The 20,686-nt window shown below is 75.5% G+C and carries 16 protein-coding genes and 1 tRNA gene; 8 read left to right on the top strand and 9 right to left on the bottom strand.

All coding sequences use genetic code 11. The features are described from left to right. Positions 1-36 precede the first annotated feature (36 nt). The gene (locus BXA05_RS18770) at positions 37-318 is read right to left on the bottom strand and encodes a PTS sugar transporter subunit IIB (RefSeq protein ID WP_255181276.1); all 282 of its coding nucleotides are present in this window, start codon (positions 316-318) and stop codon (positions 37-39) included. Positions 319-525: 207 nt separating this feature from the next. On the opposite strand from BXA05_RS18770, the gene ptsP reads away from it, so the two are divergent. From ptsP to BXA05_RS18745, 5 genes are all read left to right on the top strand, one after another. After that, positions 526-2,229, top strand: coding sequence for a phosphoenolpyruvate--protein phosphotransferase (ptsP, locus tag BXA05_RS18765; protein WP_076406701.1), 1,704 nt, complete (start codon positions 526-528; stop codon positions 2,227-2,229). A 117-nt stretch (positions 2,230-2,346) separates the two neighbouring features. After that, on the top strand, positions 2,347-2,778 hold the full coding sequence (locus tag BXA05_RS18760) for a globin (protein ID WP_044144497.1): 432 nt from the start codon (positions 2,347-2,349) through the stop codon (positions 2,776-2,778). 142 nt (positions 2,779-2,920) lie between these two features. Continuing rightward, on the top strand, positions 2,921-3,769 hold the full coding sequence (locus BXA05_RS18755; protein WP_244550524.1) for an acyl-CoA thioesterase: 849 nt from the start codon (positions 2,921-2,923) through the stop codon (positions 3,767-3,769). Positions 3,770-3,802: 33 nt separating this feature from the next. After that, positions 3,803-4,792: a DNA topoisomerase IB gene (locus BXA05_RS18750; RefSeq protein ID WP_061268575.1), complete on the top strand. Its 990-nt coding sequence runs from the start codon at positions 3,803-3,805 to the stop codon at positions 4,790-4,792. Beyond that, positions 4,789-6,369 (top strand): SDR family oxidoreductase, encoded by a 1,581-nt coding sequence (locus BXA05_RS18745; protein WP_076406699.1) that lies wholly within the window; start codon positions 4,789-4,791, stop codon positions 6,367-6,369. The genes BXA05_RS18750 and BXA05_RS18745 overlap by 4 nt, the downstream gene beginning before the upstream one ends. Before the next feature lie 34 nt (positions 6,370-6,403). Here the strand turns inward: BXA05_RS18745 and BXA05_RS18740 are convergent, their stop codons facing one another. The 8 genes from BXA05_RS18740 to BXA05_RS18705 form a co-directional block, all read right to left on the bottom strand. Next, positions 6,404-6,901, bottom strand: a complete 498-nt coding sequence (locus BXA05_RS18740; protein WP_043658693.1) for an acyl-CoA thioesterase — start codon at positions 6,899-6,901, stop codon at positions 6,404-6,406. 187 nt (positions 6,902-7,088) lie between these two features. Continuing rightward, the gene (locus BXA05_RS18735) at positions 7,089-8,843 is read right to left on the bottom strand and encodes a GTPase (RefSeq protein WP_076406698.1); all 1,755 of its coding nucleotides are present in this window, start codon (positions 8,841-8,843) and stop codon (positions 7,089-7,091) included. Beyond that, a complete protein-coding gene (locus tag BXA05_RS18730; protein ID WP_083712036.1) occupies positions 8,840-10,936 on the bottom strand; it encodes a dynamin family protein in 2,097 nt (698 codons plus the stop codon). The genes BXA05_RS18735 and BXA05_RS18730 overlap by 4 nt, the downstream gene beginning before the upstream one ends. Before the next feature lie 144 nt (positions 10,937-11,080). After that, positions 11,081-12,034 (bottom strand): phosphotransferase family protein, encoded by a 954-nt coding sequence (locus BXA05_RS18725; RefSeq protein ID WP_076406696.1) that lies wholly within the window; start codon positions 12,032-12,034, stop codon positions 11,081-11,083. A 199-nt stretch (positions 12,035-12,233) separates the two neighbouring features. After that, positions 12,234-13,916, bottom strand: a complete 1,683-nt coding sequence (gene ettA, locus BXA05_RS18720; protein ID WP_076406694.1) for an energy-dependent translational throttle protein EttA — start codon at positions 13,914-13,916, stop codon at positions 12,234-12,236. Positions 13,917-14,051: 135 nt separating this feature from the next. Continuing rightward, on the bottom strand, positions 14,052-14,732 hold the full coding sequence (locus BXA05_RS18715; protein ID WP_076406692.1) for a single-stranded DNA-binding protein: 681 nt from the start codon (positions 14,730-14,732) through the stop codon (positions 14,052-14,054). Positions 14,733-14,776: 44 nt separating this feature from the next. Further along, positions 14,777-16,363: a P-loop NTPase family protein gene (locus tag BXA05_RS18710; protein ID WP_076406691.1), complete on the bottom strand. Its 1,587-nt coding sequence runs from the start codon at positions 16,361-16,363 to the stop codon at positions 14,777-14,779. After that, entirely contained in the window at positions 16,360-18,042 is a 1,683-nt protein-coding gene (locus BXA05_RS18705; RefSeq protein WP_076406689.1) for a GTPase, read from the bottom strand. Before BXA05_RS18705 ends, BXA05_RS18710 begins: the two co-directional genes overlap by 4 nt. Before the next feature lie 132 nt (positions 18,043-18,174). Between BXA05_RS18705 and BXA05_RS18700 the strand changes: the two genes are divergently transcribed. The 3 genes from BXA05_RS18700 (at position 18,175) to BXA05_RS18690 (ending at position 20,667) form a co-directional block, all read left to right on the top strand. Then, positions 18,175-18,250, top strand: a tRNA-Arg gene (locus tag BXA05_RS18700). Positions 18,251-18,395: 145 nt separating this feature from the next. Beyond that, entirely contained in the window at positions 18,396-19,121 is a 726-nt protein-coding gene (locus BXA05_RS18695) for a hypothetical protein (RefSeq protein ID WP_076406687.1), read from the top strand. Positions 19,122-19,449: 328 nt separating this feature from the next. Continuing rightward, a complete protein-coding gene (locus BXA05_RS18690) occupies positions 19,450-20,667 on the top strand; it encodes a toxic anion resistance protein (protein ID WP_021482025.1) in 1,218 nt (405 codons plus the stop codon). Positions 20,668-20,686: the final 19 nt, after the last annotated feature.

Raw genomic sequence — 20,686 nt, 5'->3', positions numbered from 1 at the left:
CGCCGGTCCCTCCGCGCGGAGGGACCCGGTGGGGACTCAGCGCAGGCCGTCGAGCTCCGCGGCGAGGTTGTCGGCCTCCGGGCCGACGATGACCTGGACGACGCGGCCCGAGCGCACGACGCCGAACGCGCCCGTCGCCTTGAGGCGCGCCTCGTCGACGAGCTGCGGGTCCGTGACCTCGACGCGCAGGCGCGTGATGCACGGCTCGAGGTCGACCACGTTGCCCTGACCCCCGAGGGCGTCGAGGATGTTCTGTGCCTTCTGGTCCGAGGGGGTGCTCATCGAAAGTGTCTCCTGAGGCGAGTCGCGGGTGGGGATCCGCGCGGGGGATCCGGGGTGTCGGGGTGCCGAGCACCTGGGAACAGCCTAGTCTCCTGGCGAGGTTGTCACCGGATCGACGCGGCCCCGCAACGCCCCCGCAACAGGGACGTGCGCGGCGCCTGGCGGTCGGACCGTGACGGGCACGCGTGCGCACCGGCCCGGGCACCCGGGTCGCACGCCCGAGGCGGACGAGGAGCGAGGGTCGTGACGGGCGGAACCGAGGACGAGGCACGGCAGGTCATCACGGGCATCGGCGTGTGCCCCGGCACGGTCGTCGGGCCGGTGGTGCTCATGCCGGAGGCCATCGACGAGCCGGCGCCCGGGCTGCGCATGGGTCCGCGCGAGGACCACGAGGCGCAGGCGCGGCGCGTCGACGCCGCGGCGGAGCAGGTCGCGGGCGATCTCCAGCGCGCCGCCGACGCCGCCGACGGGGACGCGCGCGACGTCCTCGAGGCGACGGCGGCGATGGCGGCCGACCCCACGCTCGCGGCTGACGCGCGGCGGCGCGTGCTCGACGAGCACCTCGTGCCCGAGCGCGCGGTGTGGGAGGCCGCGGAGGAGGTCGTGCGGCAGTTCACCGAGCTCGGCGGGTACTTCGCCGAGCGCGCCCGCGACGTCGCGGACGTCCGCGACCGGCTCGTCGCGGCCCTCACCGACCGCCCCGCGCCCGGCGTGCCCGAGCACACCGAGCCGTTCGTCCTCGTCGCGTACGACCTCGCGCCGTCGGCCACGGCCGCGCTCGACCCCGCGCGCGTGCTGGCGATCGTCACCGACGGCGCCGGGCCGACGTCGCACACCGCGATCGTCGCGAACGCCAAGGGCATCCCCGCGGTCGTCGCGGCCACGGGAGCGAGCGCGGCGCTCGCTCCCGAGGACGTCGTGCTGGTCGACGGCGCGGCCGGGACGGTCGTCGTGCACCCGTCGCCCGAGCAGGTGGCTGCGGCGCGGGCCCGCTCGCAGCAGGTGCGCACGTTCGACGGCACGGGCCGCACGCGCGACGGGCACCGCGTGCAGCTCCTCGCGAACGTCGGCGACCCGGCGGGCGCCGCGGCGGCAGCCGCGTCCGGCGCGGAGGGCGTCGGGCTGTTCCGCTCCGAGTTCTGCTTCCTCGACCGCGAGCAGCCGCCGACCGTCGCGGAGCAGGTCGCCGCCTACCGCACCGTCTTCCGCGAGTTCGGCGGGCGCAAGGTCGTGATCCGCACCCTCGACTCCGGCGCGGACAAGCCGCTGCACTTCCTCACCGTCGACGACGAGGAGAACCCGGCGCTCGGCGTGCGCGGGCTGCGCACCGCCGCGCGCTGGCCGGAGCTGCTCGAGCAGCAGCTCGACGCGATCGCGCAGGCCGCCGCGGCCGAGGAGGCCGAGGTGTGGGTCATGGCGCCCATGGTCTCGACCGTCGAGGAGACCGAGTGGTTCGTCGAGCGCTGCCGCGCGCACGGCCTCGACGTGGCGGGCGTCATGGTCGAGGTCCCGAGCGCCGCCCTGCTCTCCGGGCCGATCCTCGCTCGCGCGGCGTTCGCGTCGATCGGCACCAACGACCTCACGCAGTACACGATGGCCGCGGACCGGCTCCTCGGGTCGCTCGCGGAGCTGAGCGACCCGTGGCAGCCCGCCGTGCTCCGGCTCGTCGAGGCGACGTGCGCGGGCGGGGCCCAGCAGGGCCGGCCCGTGGGCGTGTGCGGCGAGGCGGCGTCCCAGCCGGTGCTCGCCGTCGTGCTCGTCGGGCTCGGGGTGTCGTCGCTGTCCATGACGGCGCGCGCGATCCCCGACGTCGCGGCGCTCCTGCGCGAGGTCGACGTCGACGAGTGCCGACGGCTCGCGCGCCTCGCGGTCGAGGCGGAAAGCGCGGCCGAGGCGCGCGCCGTCGTGCGCGAGAACCTGCCGGTGCTCGCCGAGCTCGGGCTGTGACGTGCGCCCGGACCGCCGCCGGCGGCGGCTCCGGGCTCTGGAGCGCGCCGCCGCCGGTGCGATGATGGGCCGGTGACGACCGAGCCCACCCCCCGCCCGACGCTGCCCGTCGCCGGACTGTCGAACGGCGCGCCGGCCGGCCCCGCGGGCGCGACCGCGCCGGTCCGCCCGAGCCGCACGTTCTACGACGAGGTCGGCGGGCACGAGACGTTCGTGCGTCTCGTCGACGCGTTCTACGAGGGCGTCGCGGACGACCCGGTCATGCGGCCCATGTACCCCGAGGAGGACCTCGGCCCGGCGCGCTGGCGGCTCACCGCGTTCCTCGAGCAGTACTGGGGCGGCCCGACGACGTACAGCGAGCAGCGCGGCCACCCGCGCCTGCGCATGCGGCACGCGCCCTTCAAGGTCAACCCCGACGCGCGCGACCGCTGGCTCGCGCACATGCGCGCCGCCGTCGACACCCTGGACCTGCCGCCGATCCAGGAGGCGACGCTGTGGGACTATCTGGAGCGCGCGGCGCACTCCCTCCTCAACACCTTCGAGGACTGACCGACCCGCCGCCCGAGCGAAGGAGCCCCCACCCGTGACCCCCGAGCCCACCCCGCCGTCGACCTTCTCGGCCTCCCCCGGCCCGACGTCGGACGCCGCCCCGCGCGAGCAGGTCCCGAACCCGCTGCACCACCTCCTCGACGTGCTGCGCCTCGAGCGGGTCGGCGACGGCGACGGGTCGGCCGCCGACCCGGAGCACTTCCGCGGGGTCTCCGTGCACCAGCCGACGGGCCGCGTCTACGGCGGGCAGGTGCTCGCGCAGGCGGTCCTCGCCGCGGGCCGCACGATCCCCGAGGGCCGGCTCCCCCACTCCCTGCACGGGTACTTCCTGCGACCCGGCGGCCTCGACGTGCCCATCGACTTCGCGGTCGAGCGGCTGCGCGACGGGCGCTCGTTCAGCGCCCGCCGGACGCACGCGATCCAGCACGGCAAGCCGATCCTGTCGATGATCTCCTCGTTCCAGGAGGAGCAGGGCGGCATCGAGCACGCGTCCGAGATGCCCGCCGCCCCGCCCCCCGAGGAGGTGCCGTCCGCGCTCGACGTGCTCGGCGGCATCGACCACCCCATCGCGCGGTTCTGGTCGCACCACTCGGCGTTCGAGCTGCGGCACGTGGGCGGGTCGCTCTACCTGCACCCGGACCACGAGCCCAAGGACCACCAGATGGTGTGGATGCGGGCGCGCGGCGATGTCGGCGAAGACCAGCTGCTGCACCGTGCGCTCATGGCGTACGCGTGCGACCAGGTCATGCTCGAGCCGATCCTGCGCCAGGCGGGCACGAGCTGGGTCACGCCCGACATGTCGATCGCGAGCCTCGACCACGCGATGTGGTGGCACCGCGACGTGCGCGTGGACGAGTGGCTGCTCTACGTGCAGTCCGCCCCGAGCGCCCAGGGCGGACGTGGGCTCGGCGCCGCGCGGGTGTTCGCGCAGGACGGCACCCTCGTCGCGTCGATCGCCCAGGAGGGCATGGTCCGCCTCCCCGCGCTCTGACGGGCGACGGACGCGCGTCGGCCCGACACTGTCCTGGTGCGACTGCGCCGCGTGACCGTGACCTCGCCGGGGTACACCCGCCGCCCGAAGGGCGACGCGTGGGTGTTCCTCGACGTCGAGGGCCTGCCCCTGGCCGACGAGGAGGAGGTCGCGCGGTGCGAGCGCCTCGCCGTCCCGCCCGCGTGGTCCGACGTCTGGATCTGCCGGTACCCCAACGGGCACATCCAGGCGTTCGGCCGGGACGTCGCCGGGCGCGGCCAGTACCTCTACCACGAGCAGTGGCAGGTGCGGCGGGCCCGCCGCAAGCACGACCACGTGCTCGACGTCGGCCGTCGCCTGCCCGCCGCCCGGCGCCGGGTCGCGCGCGAGCTCGAGCTCCCCGGCATGCCGCGCGACAAGGTGCTGGCGCTCGCGTTCCGGCTGCTCGACCTCGCGTACTTCCGGGCGGGCGGCGAGATCTACGCGAAGCAGAACAACAGCTACGGCCTCGCCACGATCCGCAAGGAGCACGCGCGCGTCCGCCGCGACGGGAGCGTGCACTTCCACTACCCGGCGAAGTCCGGCCAGGTGCGTGACGTGATCGTCGACGACCCGGTGGTCGCCGAGCTCGTGACGACGCTCAAGCGGCGCCGGGGCGGCGTCGAGCTGCTCGCGTGGCGCGACGTGGACGCGACCGGCAGCGCGGTGTGGCACGACGTCACGAGCGCCGACGTCCAGGCCGGCATCAAGGAGCGCCTGGGCGACGACGCGACGCCCAAGGACTTCCGCACGTGGCACGCGACGGTGCTCGCGGCGCGCGCCCTGGCCGACGCCGGCACGGCGCCCGCGTCCGAGCGCGCCCGGCGCCGGGTCGTCACGGGGATCGTCAAGGACGTCGCGGAGGAGCTCGGGAACACGCCCGCCGTGGCGCGCTCGTCGTACATCGACCCGCGGCTGTTCGACCTGTGGGAGCGGGGCGAGACCATCGGGTCGACGCGCTCGCAGGCACGCGCCGAGCGCGAGGTCCTGGAGCTCCTCGGATGAGGGCCGCGGTCACCGGGGTCACCGGGTACGTCGGCGGGCGGCTCGTGCCCGAGCTGCTCCGTGCCGGCTTCGAGGTCCGTGCGCTCGCCCGGCACCCCGAGCGGCTCGCGGGCCGCGAGTGGGCGGACGACGTCGAGCTCGTCGAGGCGGACGCGAGCGACCTGGACCAGATCCGGGCGGCGCTCCAGGGCGCCGACGTGGCGTACTACCTCGTGCACTCGCTCGGCACCGGGCGCACGTTCGAGGTCCGCGACCGGCGCACCGCGCTGACGTTCGCGCGCGCGGCGCGCGAGGCCGGCGTGGGGCGCATCGTCTACCTCGGCGGACTGTTCCCCGACGTGCCGGAGGGCGAGCTGTCGCCGCACCTCGCGTCGCGCAAGGAGGTCGGGGAGATCCTGCTCGCGTCGGGCGTCCCGACGACCGTCCTGCGCGCCGCGGTCATCCTCGGCTCGGGCTCCGCGTCGTTCGAGATGATGCGCTACCTCACCGAGCGGCTCCCGGCCATGACGACCCCGAAGTGGGTCGACAACCGCATCCAGCCGATCGCGGTCCGCGACGTGCTGCGCTACCTCGTCGGCTCGGCCTCGATGCCCGACGACGTGTCGCGCGGCTTCGACATCGGCGGCCCCGACGTGCTCACCTACCGCGACATGATGCAGCGGTACGCGCGCGTGGCGAACCTCCCCCGACGGCGCATCGTCAGCGTGCCGGTGCTCACGCCCCGGCTGTCGTCGCACTGGGTCGGGCTCGTCACGCCCGTGCCGAGCGGCATCGCCCGACCCCTCGTCGAGTCGCTCCAGCACGAGGTCGTGTGCCACGAGCACGACATCGCGCAGTACGTGCCCGACCCGCCCGAGGGGCTCATCGGGTTCGACCGGGCCGTCGAGCTCGCGCTCGAGCGCATCCACGACGGCGAGGTCACGACGCGCTGGTCGTCCGCGTCGGTGCCCGGGGCGCCGTCGGACCCGCTGCCGAGCGACCCCGACTGGGCGGGCGGCTCGCTCTACGTGGACGAGCGCCGCACCGTCGTGGACGCACCGCGCGAGGTGCTCTGGCGCGTGATCGAGGAGATCGGCGGGCAGGGCGGCTGGTACTCGTGGTCGCTCGCGTGGCGCGTGCGGGGCCTCATGGACCGGGTCGTCGGCGGGCCGGGACTGCGCCGCGGCCGGCGCGACGAGCGCTACCTCCGCGTCGACGACGAGCTCGACTGGTGGCGCGTCGAGGCGATCGAGCCCGGCCGCCGGCTGCTGCTGCGTGCCGAGATGCGGCTCCCGGGCCTCGCGTGGCTCGAGCTGCGCGTCGACGAGGCGGCGGCCGAGCTCCCCGACGCGACGGACCCCGACGCCCCGGGGCCCTCGCCGGAGGACGCCAGCGGGCCGGGCCGGACCTACTTCGCGCAGCGCGCGCTGTTCCACCCGCACGGGCTCGCGGGCCAGCTCTACTGGTGGGCCGTCAAGCCGTTCCACGGCGTGGTGTTCGGCGGCATGCAGCGCAACGTCGCCGAGGCCGCCGAGCGCGCCGCCCGCAGCGGTCGTCCCTCCGCGGACCGGCCGCGCGACGACCGAGAGCCGGGCTGACCGGAGCGGCGACGCACGCCGCCGCTCCGAGGGCTCAGCGGCGCCGGCGGAACGTCAGGGGCTCCTCGACGAACGGCTCCCACGCCGCGCGCTCGGCCTCGCTGATGCGCCGGGGCGAGCCCGTCGCGGCGTCGACCACGACGATCGTCGTCGCGGCCTTCGCGTACGGGGCGCCGCCCGAGGTGGGGCCGGTGCGCTCGAAGCGCGCGGCGCCGTCGTGCACCTCGTAGCAGACCTCGAGGCTGGCCCCGCCGAGGTGCCCGATCCACAGCTCGACGCGGACGGGCGTGCGCGTGAAGCCGAGCGGGCGCAGGTACTCGATCTCCTGGCGCGCGACGAGCGTGTGGCTCGTCGCGTGCGGGCCGGTCTCCAGGACGGCCGTCGGCCAGGCGTCCTCGCCCGCGTCCGGGTGGGTCCAGAACGCGGTGATGCGGGCGTCCTCCAGCAGGCGGAACATCTCGACGTTGTTGACGTGCGCGTACGCGTCGAGGTCCGACCACCGCAGGGAGACGGGGACGTGCAGACGGGTCATGGAGGGTCCTCTCGCTCGACGGTGCGGCCCGGCGCGACCGGCGGGACAGGTGCCCCGGTCACCGGACCGGGTCCATTCTCCACCGGCCCGCCGACCACGAGGCTCCTCCGCGCCGAGCACGAGGTTGCCGTCGTCCTGGCGCCCAGAACGACAGCAACCTCGTGCTCGGCGACTGGAGGTCGGACGGTCAGGACGCGGCGACGAGGGCCGCGGCGCGGCAGCTCGCGAGCGCGGAGAGCTCCTCGCCCACGGGGAGCCGCACGAGCCGGTCGGCCACCTGGCCGACGGCGTCGCGCAGCCGCCGTCGGGCGCGCGCCGCCCGCCGTCGTCCGCCCACCGCGGCCGCGGCGCGGGACACGAGCGCGACGAGCACACCCACAACGATCCCGCCGAGCGCGAGCAGCGTCGGCCACGGCAGCTCCGGGGCGCCCGGGCCGCCGAGCGTGAGGACCGGCGTCGGCGGCTCGGGCAGGCGCAGGTACGTGAACCCCCACAGCGCGGCGAGCCACAGCAGGCCCACGACGAGCGCCGCGAGCACGAGCCACTGGAACGCGCCGACGACGCGCCACCACACCGGACGGCGGGCCGCCTCGAGCTCGGTCCCCGCGACGGCCTGGTCGAGCGCGTCGGCGAGGTCCGCCGCACCCTCGGACGCCCGACGGCGCACGACGAGCGCCCAGTCGTCCGGCACGCCCGCGGTGGCCTCGGTCGCGTAGTCGCGCACCGCCGTCTGGGCGCCGGCCCGCAGCGCGGCGCCGACCGCCGGGAGCGAGGTCCGTGCGAGCTCGGGCCGGCTCGCGGTCTCGGCCGTGCCCAGCTCCTTCGCCGCCCGCGCGCGCGCCGAGCCCGGCGCAGGGCCGGTGCGCAGCCCGATGCGGCGCAGCGGGTCGGGCCGGAACCGGCCGACCCAGCGCGTCACGGGCCAGCCCGTCGCGGCGCGCGCGTCCCGCACGGCCGAGCCGCGCACGGCGGCGACGACCGTCGGGACGCCCGCCGCGGCCTCCAGGGCGTCGACGAGGCCGTCGCGCGCGCGGCGCGCCGCCCGCTCCGGGACGGGCTCGCCGCACGCCGCCGCGACGCGGCGCGCGACCGCGCGCACGTCGGCCGCGAGCCGGTCGTTCGACGCGCGCCGCCGGGCCGCGGCGTCCGCGAGCAGCCCCCGCAGCTCGTCCAGGCCCTGGCCGGTGCGGGCCGAGACGCCGAGCACGCGCGCGTCGGCGAGCCCGTCCTCCGCCGCGAGCCGGCGCAGGTCGGCGAGGCACGCGTCGGCGTCGGCGGGCGTGAGCCGGTCCACCTGGTTGAGCACGAGGACGACGACCGACCCGTGCCCCGCGAGCGGGCGCAGGTAGCGCTCGTGCAGCGCGGCGTCCGCGTACTTCTGCGGGTCGACGACCCACACGAGCAGGTCGGCCCGCTCGACGAGGCGTTCCGCACGCACGCGGTGCTCGACGACGACCGAGTCGTGGTCGGGCAGGTCGAGCAGCACGAGGCCGCTCGTCAGCTCGCCCGCGCGGCGACCGCGCAGGAGCGCGCGCAGGCCCCCGCCCGCGCGCGCGTCGCCCGGGTCGCCGGACGTGAGCGGGGTGCCCATCTCGTGCCGTCGCCGCACCTCGAGCCAGTCGAGGAGGGCGGCCGGTCCCGCCGGGCCGGCGGCCGGTCCCGACGCGCCCCACACCGCGGCGAGCGGGTGGGACGTCGTGGGCCGCTGCACCCCGACCGTCGCGAGCTCGGTGCCCGCGAGCGCGTTGAACACCGACGACTTGCCGGAGCCGGTCGCGCCCGCGAGCGCGACGACGGTGTGGTCGGCCGAGAGCCCGGCCCGCTCTCGCGCGCGGGCGACGACGGTCCGCGCGTCGGCGAGCAGGTCGGCGTCGACGCGCCCCTCCCCCGCGCGCACGGCGGTCTCCAGCGCGGTCGTGCGCGCCGCGAGGTCGATCGTCATGCCTGCTCACCCCCCAGCAGGCGGCGCCAGAACCCCGGCCGCCGGGCCGGCTCTGCCGCCTCGTCCCCCGGCGCGGCCACGGGCTCGTCCGGAGGCGGCGGGGTCCACCCCGCGCCGCGCAGGAGGCGCGCGGCGTGCCGGCCCACGGCGGTCCGGCCGTCTACACCGGCCGCGACGGCGGGGCGTGCGGACCGCTCGACCCGGGCCGCGGCCTCGACCGCGCGCGCCGCCTCGAGGACCGAGCGGGCGGTCTCGTCGGCGTCGGCCGTCCCGAGCGCGTCGAGCTGCGCGGTGTAGCGCAGCGCCTCGTCGTCGAGCACCACGCGCACCCGCTCCGCGAGCCGCTCGCGCGCGGTCCGCGTCAGACGCCGTACGGCGTCGTCGCCGAACACGGCCTCCAGGAGCTTCTGCGCGAGGATCGCCGTCCCGCCCGCGATCCCGACCTCGGCGCCCGTCAGACCGCCGGTCGAGGCGAACACCACGACCATGAGGCTCAGCCCCAGCCCGTTGATGCCGAAGGACAACGCCCGCGCGGCGCCGCGCTTGCCCGCTCCCTGCTCGCGCACGAGGTCGAGGACGTCGGACTGCCAGCCCCGGATCTCCTCCGCGACGCGCACCCGCACGCCCGCGGACGACCGCGCCAGGTCGAGCCCGTCGAGCAGGGCCGACCCCGCGGGGTCCGCGCGCCACCCGCCGTAGGCGCGCTCGGCCGCGACGTCCGTCGCGTCCAGGACCACCGCCTCCAGGCCGTGCGCGATCGCCTGCTCGACCTGTGGCGCCTGCGCCGGCCGCCCGCGGAAGAACGCCGCGAGCGCGTCGCGGACCCGACCGACGCCCTGCTCGACGGAGCGGAACAGCTCGCTCGTGCCCACGAAGTCCTGCCAGCGCGCGAGCACCTCGCCGCGCAGCAGCGCCCCGTCGCTCGTCGCGGCGTCCACGGTCGTCGCCGCCTCGTCGTACGCGCGCTCGACGACGGCGCGCAGGCGCGCGTCCGACGCCGCCTGCGCGTCGGCCGCACCCGCCACGAGGACCGCCCGGCGCACGAGGTCGTCCACGACCCCGTCGCGCGTCGCGGTCGCGACCCGGTCCCGCTCGTCGCCGTCCGCCCCGAGCGCGGACAGCCACGACGCCACCGCGGCGACCGCCCGCTCGGGGAGGAAGCCGTCGACGAGCTCGGACTCTCCCACGACGAAGAGCGTCGCGGCGTCGAGGCCGTTCTCGTCCATCATCCGGCGCAGGTCGTCCGCCACGGCCTCGGTGCCCGGGTCGACCCGGTCGAGGACCATCGCGACCTGCGCACGGCGCTCGGCGGCTCGGTGCAGGAGGTCCCACGGGACGGCGTCGGCGTAGCGGGCGGCCGTCGTGACGAACAGCCACAGGTCGGCCGCGGCGAGGAGCTGCGCGGCGAGCTCGCGGTTCGCCGTCTCCACGGAGTCGACGTCGGGCGCGTCCACGAGCGCGAGGCCCTGCGGCAGCGCGTCGCTCGCCACGAGGCGCAGCGTGCGCGTCGGGTCGGGCGGCGTGGCGGGCTCGCCGGGCCTGGCCCCGGTACCGGGACCGGTCGCGGTGCCGGTCGGGGTGCCGGGGGCGGCGGACCGGGTGCCGTGCTCGCTCACGCGCGCGAGCCCGGGCAGCACGCGGTCGGTCGAGAACCAGCGCTCGTCGAGCGGGTGGTGCACGAGGACGGGCGCACGCGTCGTCGGGCGCAGCACGCCGGGCGCCGAGACGTGCTCGCCGAGGAGCGAGTTCACGAGCGTCGACTTCCCCGCTCCGGTCGACCCGCCGACGACGACGAGCAGCGGCGCCGCGTGCGAGCGCAGCCGGGGCAGCAGGTAGTCGTCGAGCTGGTGGACCGCGAGGCCGAGGTCCTCGCGCGCGAGCGCCGCGCCGGGCAGGTCGAGCGGGAGCCGCGTGGCGGCGAGCCGCCCCCGCAGGATCTCCAGCGCCTCGACGAGCCCCGTGGTCGCCGAGGCGCTCGCCGCGACCCCGCCGGCGCGCGGCGCGTCGGGGCGCGGGCCGTCGGGACGAGGGCCGTCGGGGGTCGGCGCGTCCGGACGGACCGCGTCGTCTCCGGAGTCACCGCTGGCCGTCATCCCGTCAGTCTGCCGGACTGCCGCTGGCCAGGCTCGATGGGACACGGCACGGCCGTCCCCCGCACCCGGCGAGATCGACGCGCACGGGTCGAGACCGCCCCTGCGAGGGTCGACCGCGACCGCACGAGCCGGTCTCGCGGAGGGTCACTCCCCCAGGCGGTGCCGGAGCCACGCGACCCCGACCTCGGCCTGCGCCCGCTGGAACGCGCGCAGGTGCGGGATGCCCGGCGGCGCCGGGTCGAGCGAGGACTTGAGGAAGTAGCCGGTCAGCGCGGCGAGGTAGGAGGTCACGGCGTCGGGCTCGACGTCGCGCGGCAGAGGGTGACGCCGCAGCACCTCCTCGGGCGGCGGACCGCCCTCGACCTGCACGGCCGGGAGCATGCCGACCGCGTCGCAGAACGCGGCACCCCGCGCGGCGCACGGCCAGTCGACCGCGACGGCCGCACGGTCGACGAGCACCGTGTTGTCGCCCCGGAGGTCGCCGTGGACGAGGTGGTCCCCCGCCGTGGCCTCGGGCCACGCCGACGCCAGCACGGCGAGCGGGTCGAGGCGGTCCGCGACCCACGGGTCGTACGTACCCAGGCCCGCCGGACGACGGTCCGCGAGGTCCTCCCACTCGCGCCACTCCACCGTGTCCGCGAAGCGCGGGAGCGGGGAGTCGGCGGGCACCTCGACCTCGCCGATGCCGCGGGCGAGGTCCGCGACGGCCGCGAGCTCGTCGTCACGCCACGGCGTGGCGACGGCCCGGCCGGGCACGGCGTCGAACGCCAGGGCGACCCAGGTGCCCACGCCGTCGAGGTCGTCGTCGAGCACCCAGCGGAGCGCAGGCGCCGGTGTCCCGGCGGGCAGGGCCCGCGCGGTCCGCGCCTCGAGCCGGTACAGGTCGGCGGTGAAGGGGTGCTCGGGCCCGACCGCCTTGACGAACACGTCGCCCGCGTCGGTCCGGAGCGTCGACGCGAGCCCCTGCGAGTAGCCGCCGTCGTGGCTCGTCCAGCCCGAGACGCCGGCACCCAGCCGGGTCTCGACGGCAGCGCGGACCGCCGCCGGGAGGTCGGGCCAGGAGGGGCGCACGCGCGAGGGGGCGAGGTCGAGGGTCATGCCGAGGGATCCTCGCGACCTCCGACAGGCGGCGTCAACGCCTTTCCGCGCCGCCGAGCCGCCACGGACGGCGGGGACGGTCCGTCCCGCTGGACCGCCGAGGTCCTGACGGCGGGGCGCCTGGAGGTCTGGACGGGCCGACGCCGGGCGGGAACGGGTCCCGCCCGGCGTCGTGGCCGAGCCGTGCGACGACGGTCGCTCAGTCGCGCGTGAGCTTGCGGTACGTCACGCGGTGCGGGCGGGCCGCCTCCGCGCCGAGACGCTCCACCTTGTTCTCCTCGTAGGAGGCGAAGTTGCCCTCGAACCAGTACCAGCTCGCCGGGTTCTCCTCCGTACCCTCGTACGCGAGGATGTGGGTCGCCACGCGGTCGAGGAACCACCGGTCGTGGGACACCACGACGGCGCAGCCGGGGAACTCGAGCAGCGCGTTCTCGAGCGAGCCCAGGGTCTCGACGTCGAGGTCGTTCGTCGGCTCGTCGAGCAGCAGGAGGTTGCCGCCCTGCTTGAGCGTCAGCGCGAGGTTGAGGCGGTTGCGCTCACCACCGGACAGGACGCCCGCAGGCTTCTGCTGGTCCGGGCCCTTGAACCCGAACGACGCGACGTACGCGCGCGACGGGATCTCGACGTTGCCGACCTTGATGAAGTCGAGGCCGTCGGACACAACCTCCCACAGCGTCTTCTTCGGGTCGATGCCGCCGCGCGACTGGTCGACGTAGGAGATCGACACGGTCTCACCGACCTTGAGCTCGCCGCCGTCCAGCGGCTCGAGCCCGACGATCGTCTTGAACAGCGTCGTCTTGCCGACGCCGTTCGGGCCGATGACGCCGACGATGCCGTTGCGCGGCAGGGTGAAGCTCAGACCGTCGATGAGCTGGCGGCCGTCGAAGCCCTTCTGGAGGTTCGTCGCCTCGAGGACCAGGTTGCCCAGGCGCGGGCCCGGCGGGATCTGGATCTCCTCGAAGTCGAGCTTCCGCGTGCGCTCGGCCTCGGCAGCCATCTCCTCGTAGCGGGCGAGACGCGCCTTCGACTTGGTCTGGCGGCCCTTCGCGTTCGAGCGGACCCACTCGAGCTCGTCCTTCAGGCGCTTGGCGAGCTTCGCGTCCTTCTTGCCCTGGACCTGGAGACGCTCCTGCTTCTTCTCCAGGTACGTCGAGTAGTTGCCCTCGTACGGGTAGAGGCGCCCACGGTCGACCTCGCAGATCCACTCCGCGACGTGGTCGAGGAAGTAGCGGTCGTGCGTGACGGCGAGGATCGCGCCCGGGTACGTCGCGAGGTGCTGCTCGAGCCAGAGCACGGACTCGGCGTCCAGGTGGTTCGTGGGCTCGTCGAGCAGCAGCAGGTCCGGCTTCTCGAGCAGGAGCTTGCACAGCGCGACGCGGCGTCGCTCACCACCGGAGAGCACCGACACGTCGGCGTCCGGCGGCGGGCAGCGCAGCGCGTCCATCGCCTGCTCGAGCTGCGAGTCGAGGTCCCACGCGTCGGCGGCGTCGATCGCCTCCTGGAGCGTGCCCATCTCGGCGAGGAGCGCGTCGAAGTCCGCGTCGGGCTCCGCCATGAGCGCGGAGATCTCGTCGAAGCGCTGCTTCTTGGCGAGGATGTCGGCAACGGCCTCCTGGACGTTGCCGAGCACCGTCTTCTCCTCGTTGAGCGGCGGCTCCTGCAGCAGGATGCCGACGCTGTACCCCGGGGAGAGGCGCGCCTCACCGTTCGAGGGCGTGTCCAGGCCGGCCATGATCTTGAGGATCGTGGACTTCCCGGCGCCGTTGGGGCCCACGACGCCGATCTTGGCGCCGGGCAGGAAGTTCAGGGAGACGTCGTCGAGGATGACCTTGTCTCCGTGCGCCTTGCGCGCCTTGTACATGGAGTAGATGAACTCAGCCACAGCCTGTCGTTCCACCGTTTCGGTCGGGAGAGGTACGGGATTCGTCGACCACTCAGCCTACGCGGTCGGGCCGCCGGGATGCGCCCGACGGCGCCGCGACCGGTCGAAGGTCACGACGCCGCCCCGTCCCACGGCTCAGGCGGCCGCCGTCGCGCTCCCCTTCCGGGCGGTGCGGGCACGCGGCGCGCGGGCACCCGACGCGTCGGGCTCCCCGCCCAGCGCTGCGGCGACGTCCGCCGCCGCCCACGGGTCGTCGTCGGCAGGCTCGTCGAGCGCGGGCTCGCCGGGGACGGGCTCACGGCCGCCGACGCCCGGCCCCGCGCCCGACTCGACACCGCCCGAGGTGTCGGGCACCCCGGTCGGGTCGAGCGTGCCGGCCGCAGCGGGCGGGACGCCGTCGACCGCGTCGGCGGGGCCGCCCTCGGTGCGGCGCGTGGCGTCGTCGTCGCGGCGGTGCACCGTGCGCGTGAACCGCGCCTCGCCGAGCGTGAGGTCCGGGCCGAGCGCCGTCGCCTCGACGACGAGGCTCGTGCGCGGGCCGTCCGGGCCGTCCCACTCGTCGAGCGAGAGCCGGCCCGTGACGACGACCGGGTCGCCCTTGTGGAGCGAGAGCGCGACGTTGCGCGCGGTGTTCTTCCACGCCTTGACCGTGAACCACAGCGTGCGGCCGTCGACCCACTCGCCGCGCTCGCGGTCGAGGTAGCGCCGGGTCTGGGCGATCCGGAAGCTCGTGAAGTCGTTGCCCGACTGCGAGCGGAACAGCGTGGGCGTGGTCGCGACGAAGCCGGACAGCGTGACCGTGACGTCACCGGGCATGGTTCCTCCTGAGGTCGACGGCCGGGCTGGTCCCGGCCACCGCCTCAGGGTGCGGTGGGAGCGGCGGGGGCGTCCGGCGTCGGGCCCTCGCCTGTGGACGAGCCTGCGCCGTCCATGCCTGGGGGTAGCCGTAGGGCCCCGGTGAGCGGTGCGGCGGGGGTCTTGTCCCGCGCGGACTGCGCCAGCTCGCGCACCTGCCGGTGCAGGTCGAGGAGCTCCTGGGTGGGCCGGCCCATCGCGTCCTGCACGACGCGCTCGATCGCGCCCCGCCCGGAGGCGAGGACCTGCTGCTCCCGGCGTCGGGCGAGCGTGCGCCGCACCTGGAGCGCGACGAGGAACGCGACCACGGCGCCCAGGACGGCGACCGCCGCCACGACCGCGCACACCGTGACGAGCGTGCGCCCGAGGTCGAGCACGCGCAGCGACCCGAGCACCGCCAGGACGCCCGCCACGACCCCGACCGCGAGCGCCGACCAGGCCGCGCGCCGCGTGGGGCGCGAGGACGACGGCCCGCGCGTGTCGAGGGGGATCTTCGCGAGCGCAGACCGCGTCGCCTCGGCGACGCGCGGAGACGGCGCGACGGCCTCGTCGAGGGCCTTCTGCCAGCCGGACCGCAGCGAGCGCCCCGCGCGCGCGAGCCAGCGCGAGCGCGACAGGGCGACGGCGTCGGGCTGCGGCGGCGAGAACTCGGGCCGCCCGTACCCGTTGCGCACGGCCGCGCCGACCTGGCCCGCGACCGCGGCGAGGCCCGTCGCGTCGGCGAGCGCGTCGACCTCCTCCTCGACGGCCGTGCTCATCGTCCACGGGACGTCGCCCGGGAGCTGCTCCAGGAGGAGCGCCCCGGCGCGGTCGAGCTCGCCCGCGACGCGGCTCGCGGCGACGCTGCGTCGCGCGACCGCCTGCTCGAGCAGCGACCGCAGCTCGTCCAGGCCCTCGCCGGTGCGCGCGGAGACGGTGGTGACGTAGACGCCGTCGAGCCCGTCCTCCTGCAGGAGGCGGCCCATGTCCTCGACGAGCGACGCGCGGCGCGCCTCGGGGACGGTGTCGATCTGGTTGAGCGCGACGACCATGGAGCCCTCGAGCCCCGTCGACTTCTGCAGGTAGCCCGAGTGCAGCGCGTCGTCGGCGTACTTCTGCGGGTCGACGACCCACACGAGCAGGTCGACGAGCGGCAGCACCCGGTCCACGACGGCGCGGTGGGCGGGCTCGATCGAGTCGTGGTCGGGGAGGTCGAGCAGGACGAGGCCGCCGAGCGCCGACTCGTCCTCGGCGTCGAGCTCGCCGTCGCGCGTGATACGACGCTCGGGGTCGACGTCGAGCCAGTCGAGCAGCGCCGTCGCGGCGTCGCTCCACGAGCACGCCGTGACCCGGGCCGTCGTGGGCCGCTTGACGCCGACGTCGGCAAAATCGAGGCGCGACACCCGGTTGAAGAGGCTCGACTTGCCCGACCCGGTGCCGCCCGCGAGCGCGACGACGGTGTGGTCGACGCCGAGCGCGAGCCGTTCGCGCACGCCGCCGATCGCGTCGCGCACCTGGGCCGCGACGGCGGGGTCGAGGCGGTCGCCCGCGAGGTCCACCGCGCGCGCGAGGTCGTCGACCCGGGCGCGCAGCTGGGCGTCGTGGGACGTCACATGAGCCTCCTCAGCTCGGCGAGTCGTAGGCGCAGGCCGACGGCGGCGTCCGCGGCGAGCGCGGGGTCGGCGAGCGTCGTGAGGACCGGCTCGGCCTCCCGCTCGACCATGGTCGCGGCCCGGTCGGCGAGGTCGTCGCGCAGCGCGGCGACCGCCTCGTCGCCCTCGTCCGCGAGCACGGTGCGCACGAGCCGGGCGGCGTCGTCGTTCCCTGCCGCGCCGGCGAGGAGCAGCGCCGCGACGCCCGTCTCCCCGAAGGCCTTCACCGCGGCACGGCCCGCCTCCGACGCCGACGGCGCCCCGAGCGCGGCCACCACGTGCTCGGCGCGCGTCGCCCACTGCTGCACCTGGGTCGTCGCGGACGCCTCCCGGCGCGCGGCGGCGGCGTCCTCGGCGGGCAGGACGTCGGCCCCGCCGGGCAGCGGGCGGTCGCCGTCGAGCGCCGCCCGCAGCGCCTCGTACGCGAGGACGCCGTCAGCGGCGAGCGTGCGCCGCGCCGCGTCGCGCGTCTCGTCGAGCAGCGGTGCGAGCACCAGGTCGCGCGCGCGGCCCCGGCGGCGGGACGACCGCACGACGCCGCCCCGCACCTTGACGCGGTCGACGCGCCCGGCACCCGTCACCTGGGCCCAGCGCGCCTCGAGCGACCCGTGCGCGACGGCGCCGTCCAGCGCGGTGCGGCGCACGGTCTCCTGCACCGGCGGCAGCGCCCGCTCGACGGCGGAGCGCAGGTCCGCCGCGGCCTCGACCTGCTCCTCCACCGCGTCCGAGACGCCGGTGACCCAGTCGGGCAGGGCCGCGAGCGACCCCTTGAGCGTGCGCACGATCACCGCGCGGGAGCGGTCCGGGCCCGCGAGCATCGTCAGCCAGCGCGCGACCGGCGCGACGACCGAGCGGTCGAGCAGGCCCTCGTGCGGGCCGACGTCGGGCACGACGAACAGCGGCACGCCGTCCATGCCGTGGTCGCGCAGCCGCTGGAGCAGGTCGCCGCGGATCGTCGTGAGCGTCTCGCGCGGGACGCGGTTGAGGACCATCGCGACGCTCGCGCCGCGCTCCTTCGCGCGCGACAGCGCCTGCCACGGCAGCGCGTCGCCGTAGCGCGACGCCGTCGTGACGAACAGCCACAGGTCCGCCGCCTCGAGGAGCAGGCTGGCCGTGTCGCGGTTTTCCGACAGCAGCGAGTCGAGGTCCGGGGCGTCGAGCAGGCCCGTGCCGCGCGGCACGCCGTCGTGGTCGATCACGCGCGCCACGCGCGTCACCGGGCCCTCGACGATGACGTCCGCGTCGAGCGGGTTGAACGCGAGCACCGGCTCGCGCGTCGTGGGCCGCAGCACGCCCGCCTGCGACACCTCCTCGCCGAGCAGCGAGTTGTACAGCGTCGACTTGCCCGCCCCCGTCGACCCCGCGATGACCACGATCGCGGGCGAGGACAGCTCCCGCAGCCGCGGCAGCAGGTGCTCGTCGAGCTGGGTGAGCAGACGACGGCGCGAGGCGTCGGCCTCGGTCGCACCGTCGATCGCGAGCGGGAGGCGCACGTCCGCCACGTCGCGGCGCAGGTCGCGCGCGACGTCGAAGACCGTGACACCGAGCTCCTCGGTCGCCTGAGCGGGGCGCCACGAGCCCGGCGACCGGCCGGCCGAGGTGGCGCTCGCGTCGCTCGTGGCGGCGTCTGGGGTTCTCACTGGTTCATAGTGACCGCTGTCGAGGGCCCCGCCAAACGCACGCGCCGGACGACGCACGACCACCCGACCTGCGGCTCCACCACCGCGGCCCCACCTCCCGAGCACGCCCGGCTCCCACTACGATGGGCGCGCGCCTCGATAGCTCAATGGATAGAGCAACGGCCTTCTAATCCGTAGGTTGCAGGTTCGAGTCCTGCTCGGGGCACCACGCGCGACCCCCGCGCGACGCACATCACGCCCGGGCGAGCCTGGAAGGGCCTGCGGCGCGACGGTCCCCACACGCTCGTGCCGGCAGAGGCAGCGCTCTTCCTCACCCGGGTATCAGGAACGGCGCGCGTCCCTCCCTCCGGTACGTGAGTCGCTGGGGGCACGCTCGCCGTCGCGCGCTCTGCGCTGCCCTCCTCCTGGCCGTCCCGGCCACGCTCGTCGGCTCGACCGCGAGCGCCGACCTGCCCGCGACCGCCCCGTCCCCACGTTTCGCCGCCTACTCCCCCGTGACGCCCGGGACGTCGTGCGTGCCCGACGACGTCGCGGGCGTCGTCAACGCGATCGCGTGGGAGGAGATCGAGCGGCTCGGGGCGCGCGGGCTTCCGGTGTGCGACGTGCGGTGGCGGTTCGTCCCGGGCGGCGTCGGGTGGTGGGGCTTCGCCGACGCGGTCGTGCGGCCCGGGGAGGCGCCGCGGGTCTGGATCGTCGAGGACGTCGCCGCCTACGGTGACGACGGCGACGCGGTCGACGGAGAGCTGCTCGAGCAGCACGTCCGCACCACGGTGCGGCACGAGCTCGGGCACGTGCTCGACGCGCTGCTGGGTCTCTCCGAGGACGACCTCCGGGACCTCGTCGTCGTCGAGCTCGACCGCGAGCGGCCGACCCTCCGTCCCGCGCGGGAGGCGTTCGCGGAAGCGGTGACCGTCGCGCTCACCCCCGACGGCGAGGAGCGCACCTGGTTCTACGACGAGCACGTGCCCGAGGAGAACGTGCGAGCGGCGGAGCTCGTGATGGAGGCCTTCACGTCCGGTCGGCAGGAGCGGGAGCCTCGTGCCGTCGACGGAGCGCAAGGACCAGATCGCCGACCCTGAGCGACCGACGGTCGCAGGTGGGCCGCGACCAGGGCTCGTCAGCCGTCCGGGTCCCGCTCACGTCCGGCACAGCCGGGCGTCCCCGGAACGTGCCCGCGCGAGCCGACAGCGGAACTCGCCGACCGCCCGAACGTTGGTCTGACATGGGGAGTTCTCACCCTCCCGATCCCCGGAAAGGGTAAAGATCCGGCCACCGGTCGTAGATATACTCGCCCGACCGGCGCAGGCCGGTTCCACCCGGTTCGCCCGGGTCGAGGGGGGAGCCCGCGAGGGCGTCCTCCACCCGCCACCGACGGCGTCCGACGGCACGCACGAGCGAAGGACCGACATGACCGAGGCAGCACCGCTCCAGCCCCCCGCCCCGACGGAGACGCTCACGCTCAGCGCCCCGGAGCCCGTCAAGCCGGTCGCGGCCACCCAGGCCCCGGCGCTCGCGCCGCGCATCGACGAGGCGGCCATCCCGGGTCTCGAGTCGAAGGTGTCGTCCTACCTCGACCAGCTCCTGACCACGGACACCCGCTCCCCCGAGTTCGGCGCGAAGGCGGACGACGTCCGCAAGATGGGCGACAAGGACATCCGCGCCGCGGCCGACGTCTCCAACCGCATGCTGGAGATGCCGGTCAAGGAGCTGCGCGAGGGCGGCGTGTCCGACAGCTCGAAGGTGAGCAAGTCGCTGCTCGAGCTGCGCCGCACCGTGGAGGACCTCGACCCGAGCGAGGCGAGCGTCGGCAAGAAGTTCCTGGGCCTCATCCCGTTCGGCGGGAAGCTCCAGGACTACTTCCGCCGCTACGAGAGCTCGCAGAAGCAGCTCAACGCGATCGTCCAGTCGCTGTACAACGGCCAGGACGAGCTCCGCAAGGACAACGCGGCGCTCAACCTGGAGAAGCAGAACCTCTGGGACACGATGGCGCGGCTCAACCAGTACATCTTCATCGCCGAGCGCCTCGACACCGAGCTGTCCACGAAGATCGCGGAGATCGAGGCGAGCGACCCGGAGCGGGCCCAGGCGCTGCGCGAGGACGTGCTGTTCTACGTGCGCCAGAAGCACCAGGACCTGCTCACGCAGCTCGCGGTGTCCATCCAGGGCTACCTCGCGATGGACATCATCATGAAGAACAACCTCGAGCTCATCAAGGGCGTCGACCGCGCGACGACCACGACGATCTCGGCGCTGCGCACCGCCGTCATCGTGGCGCAGGCGCTCGCGAACCAGAAGCTCGTGCTCGACCAGATCACGGCGCTCAACACGACGACGTCGAACATGATCGCGTCGACCTCGAAGATGCTGGCGGACCAGTCGGCGAGCATCCAGCAGCAGGCGGCGAGCGCGACCGTCGGGCTCCCGCAGCTCCAGCAGGCGTTCGCGAACATCTACGCGACGCTCGACTCGATCTCGACGTTCAAGACGCAGGCGCTCGACTCCATGGCGCAGACCATCGGCGTCCTGGAGACGGAGACGACGAAGGCGAACGAGTACCTGGACCGCGCGCGCCGCTCCGACCAGTCGCAGGCGGGCAGCGGCTCGCTCGACATCGGCCGGCTGTGACGCGCTGTCCCTCGACCAC

This window comes from Cellulosimicrobium funkei, assembly GCF_900155925.1.
GTDB classification, from domain to species: domain Bacteria; phylum Actinomycetota; class Actinomycetes; order Actinomycetales; family Cellulomonadaceae; genus Cellulosimicrobium; species Cellulosimicrobium funkei.
This window is presented reverse-complemented; position numbering and strand designations above follow the sequence as displayed.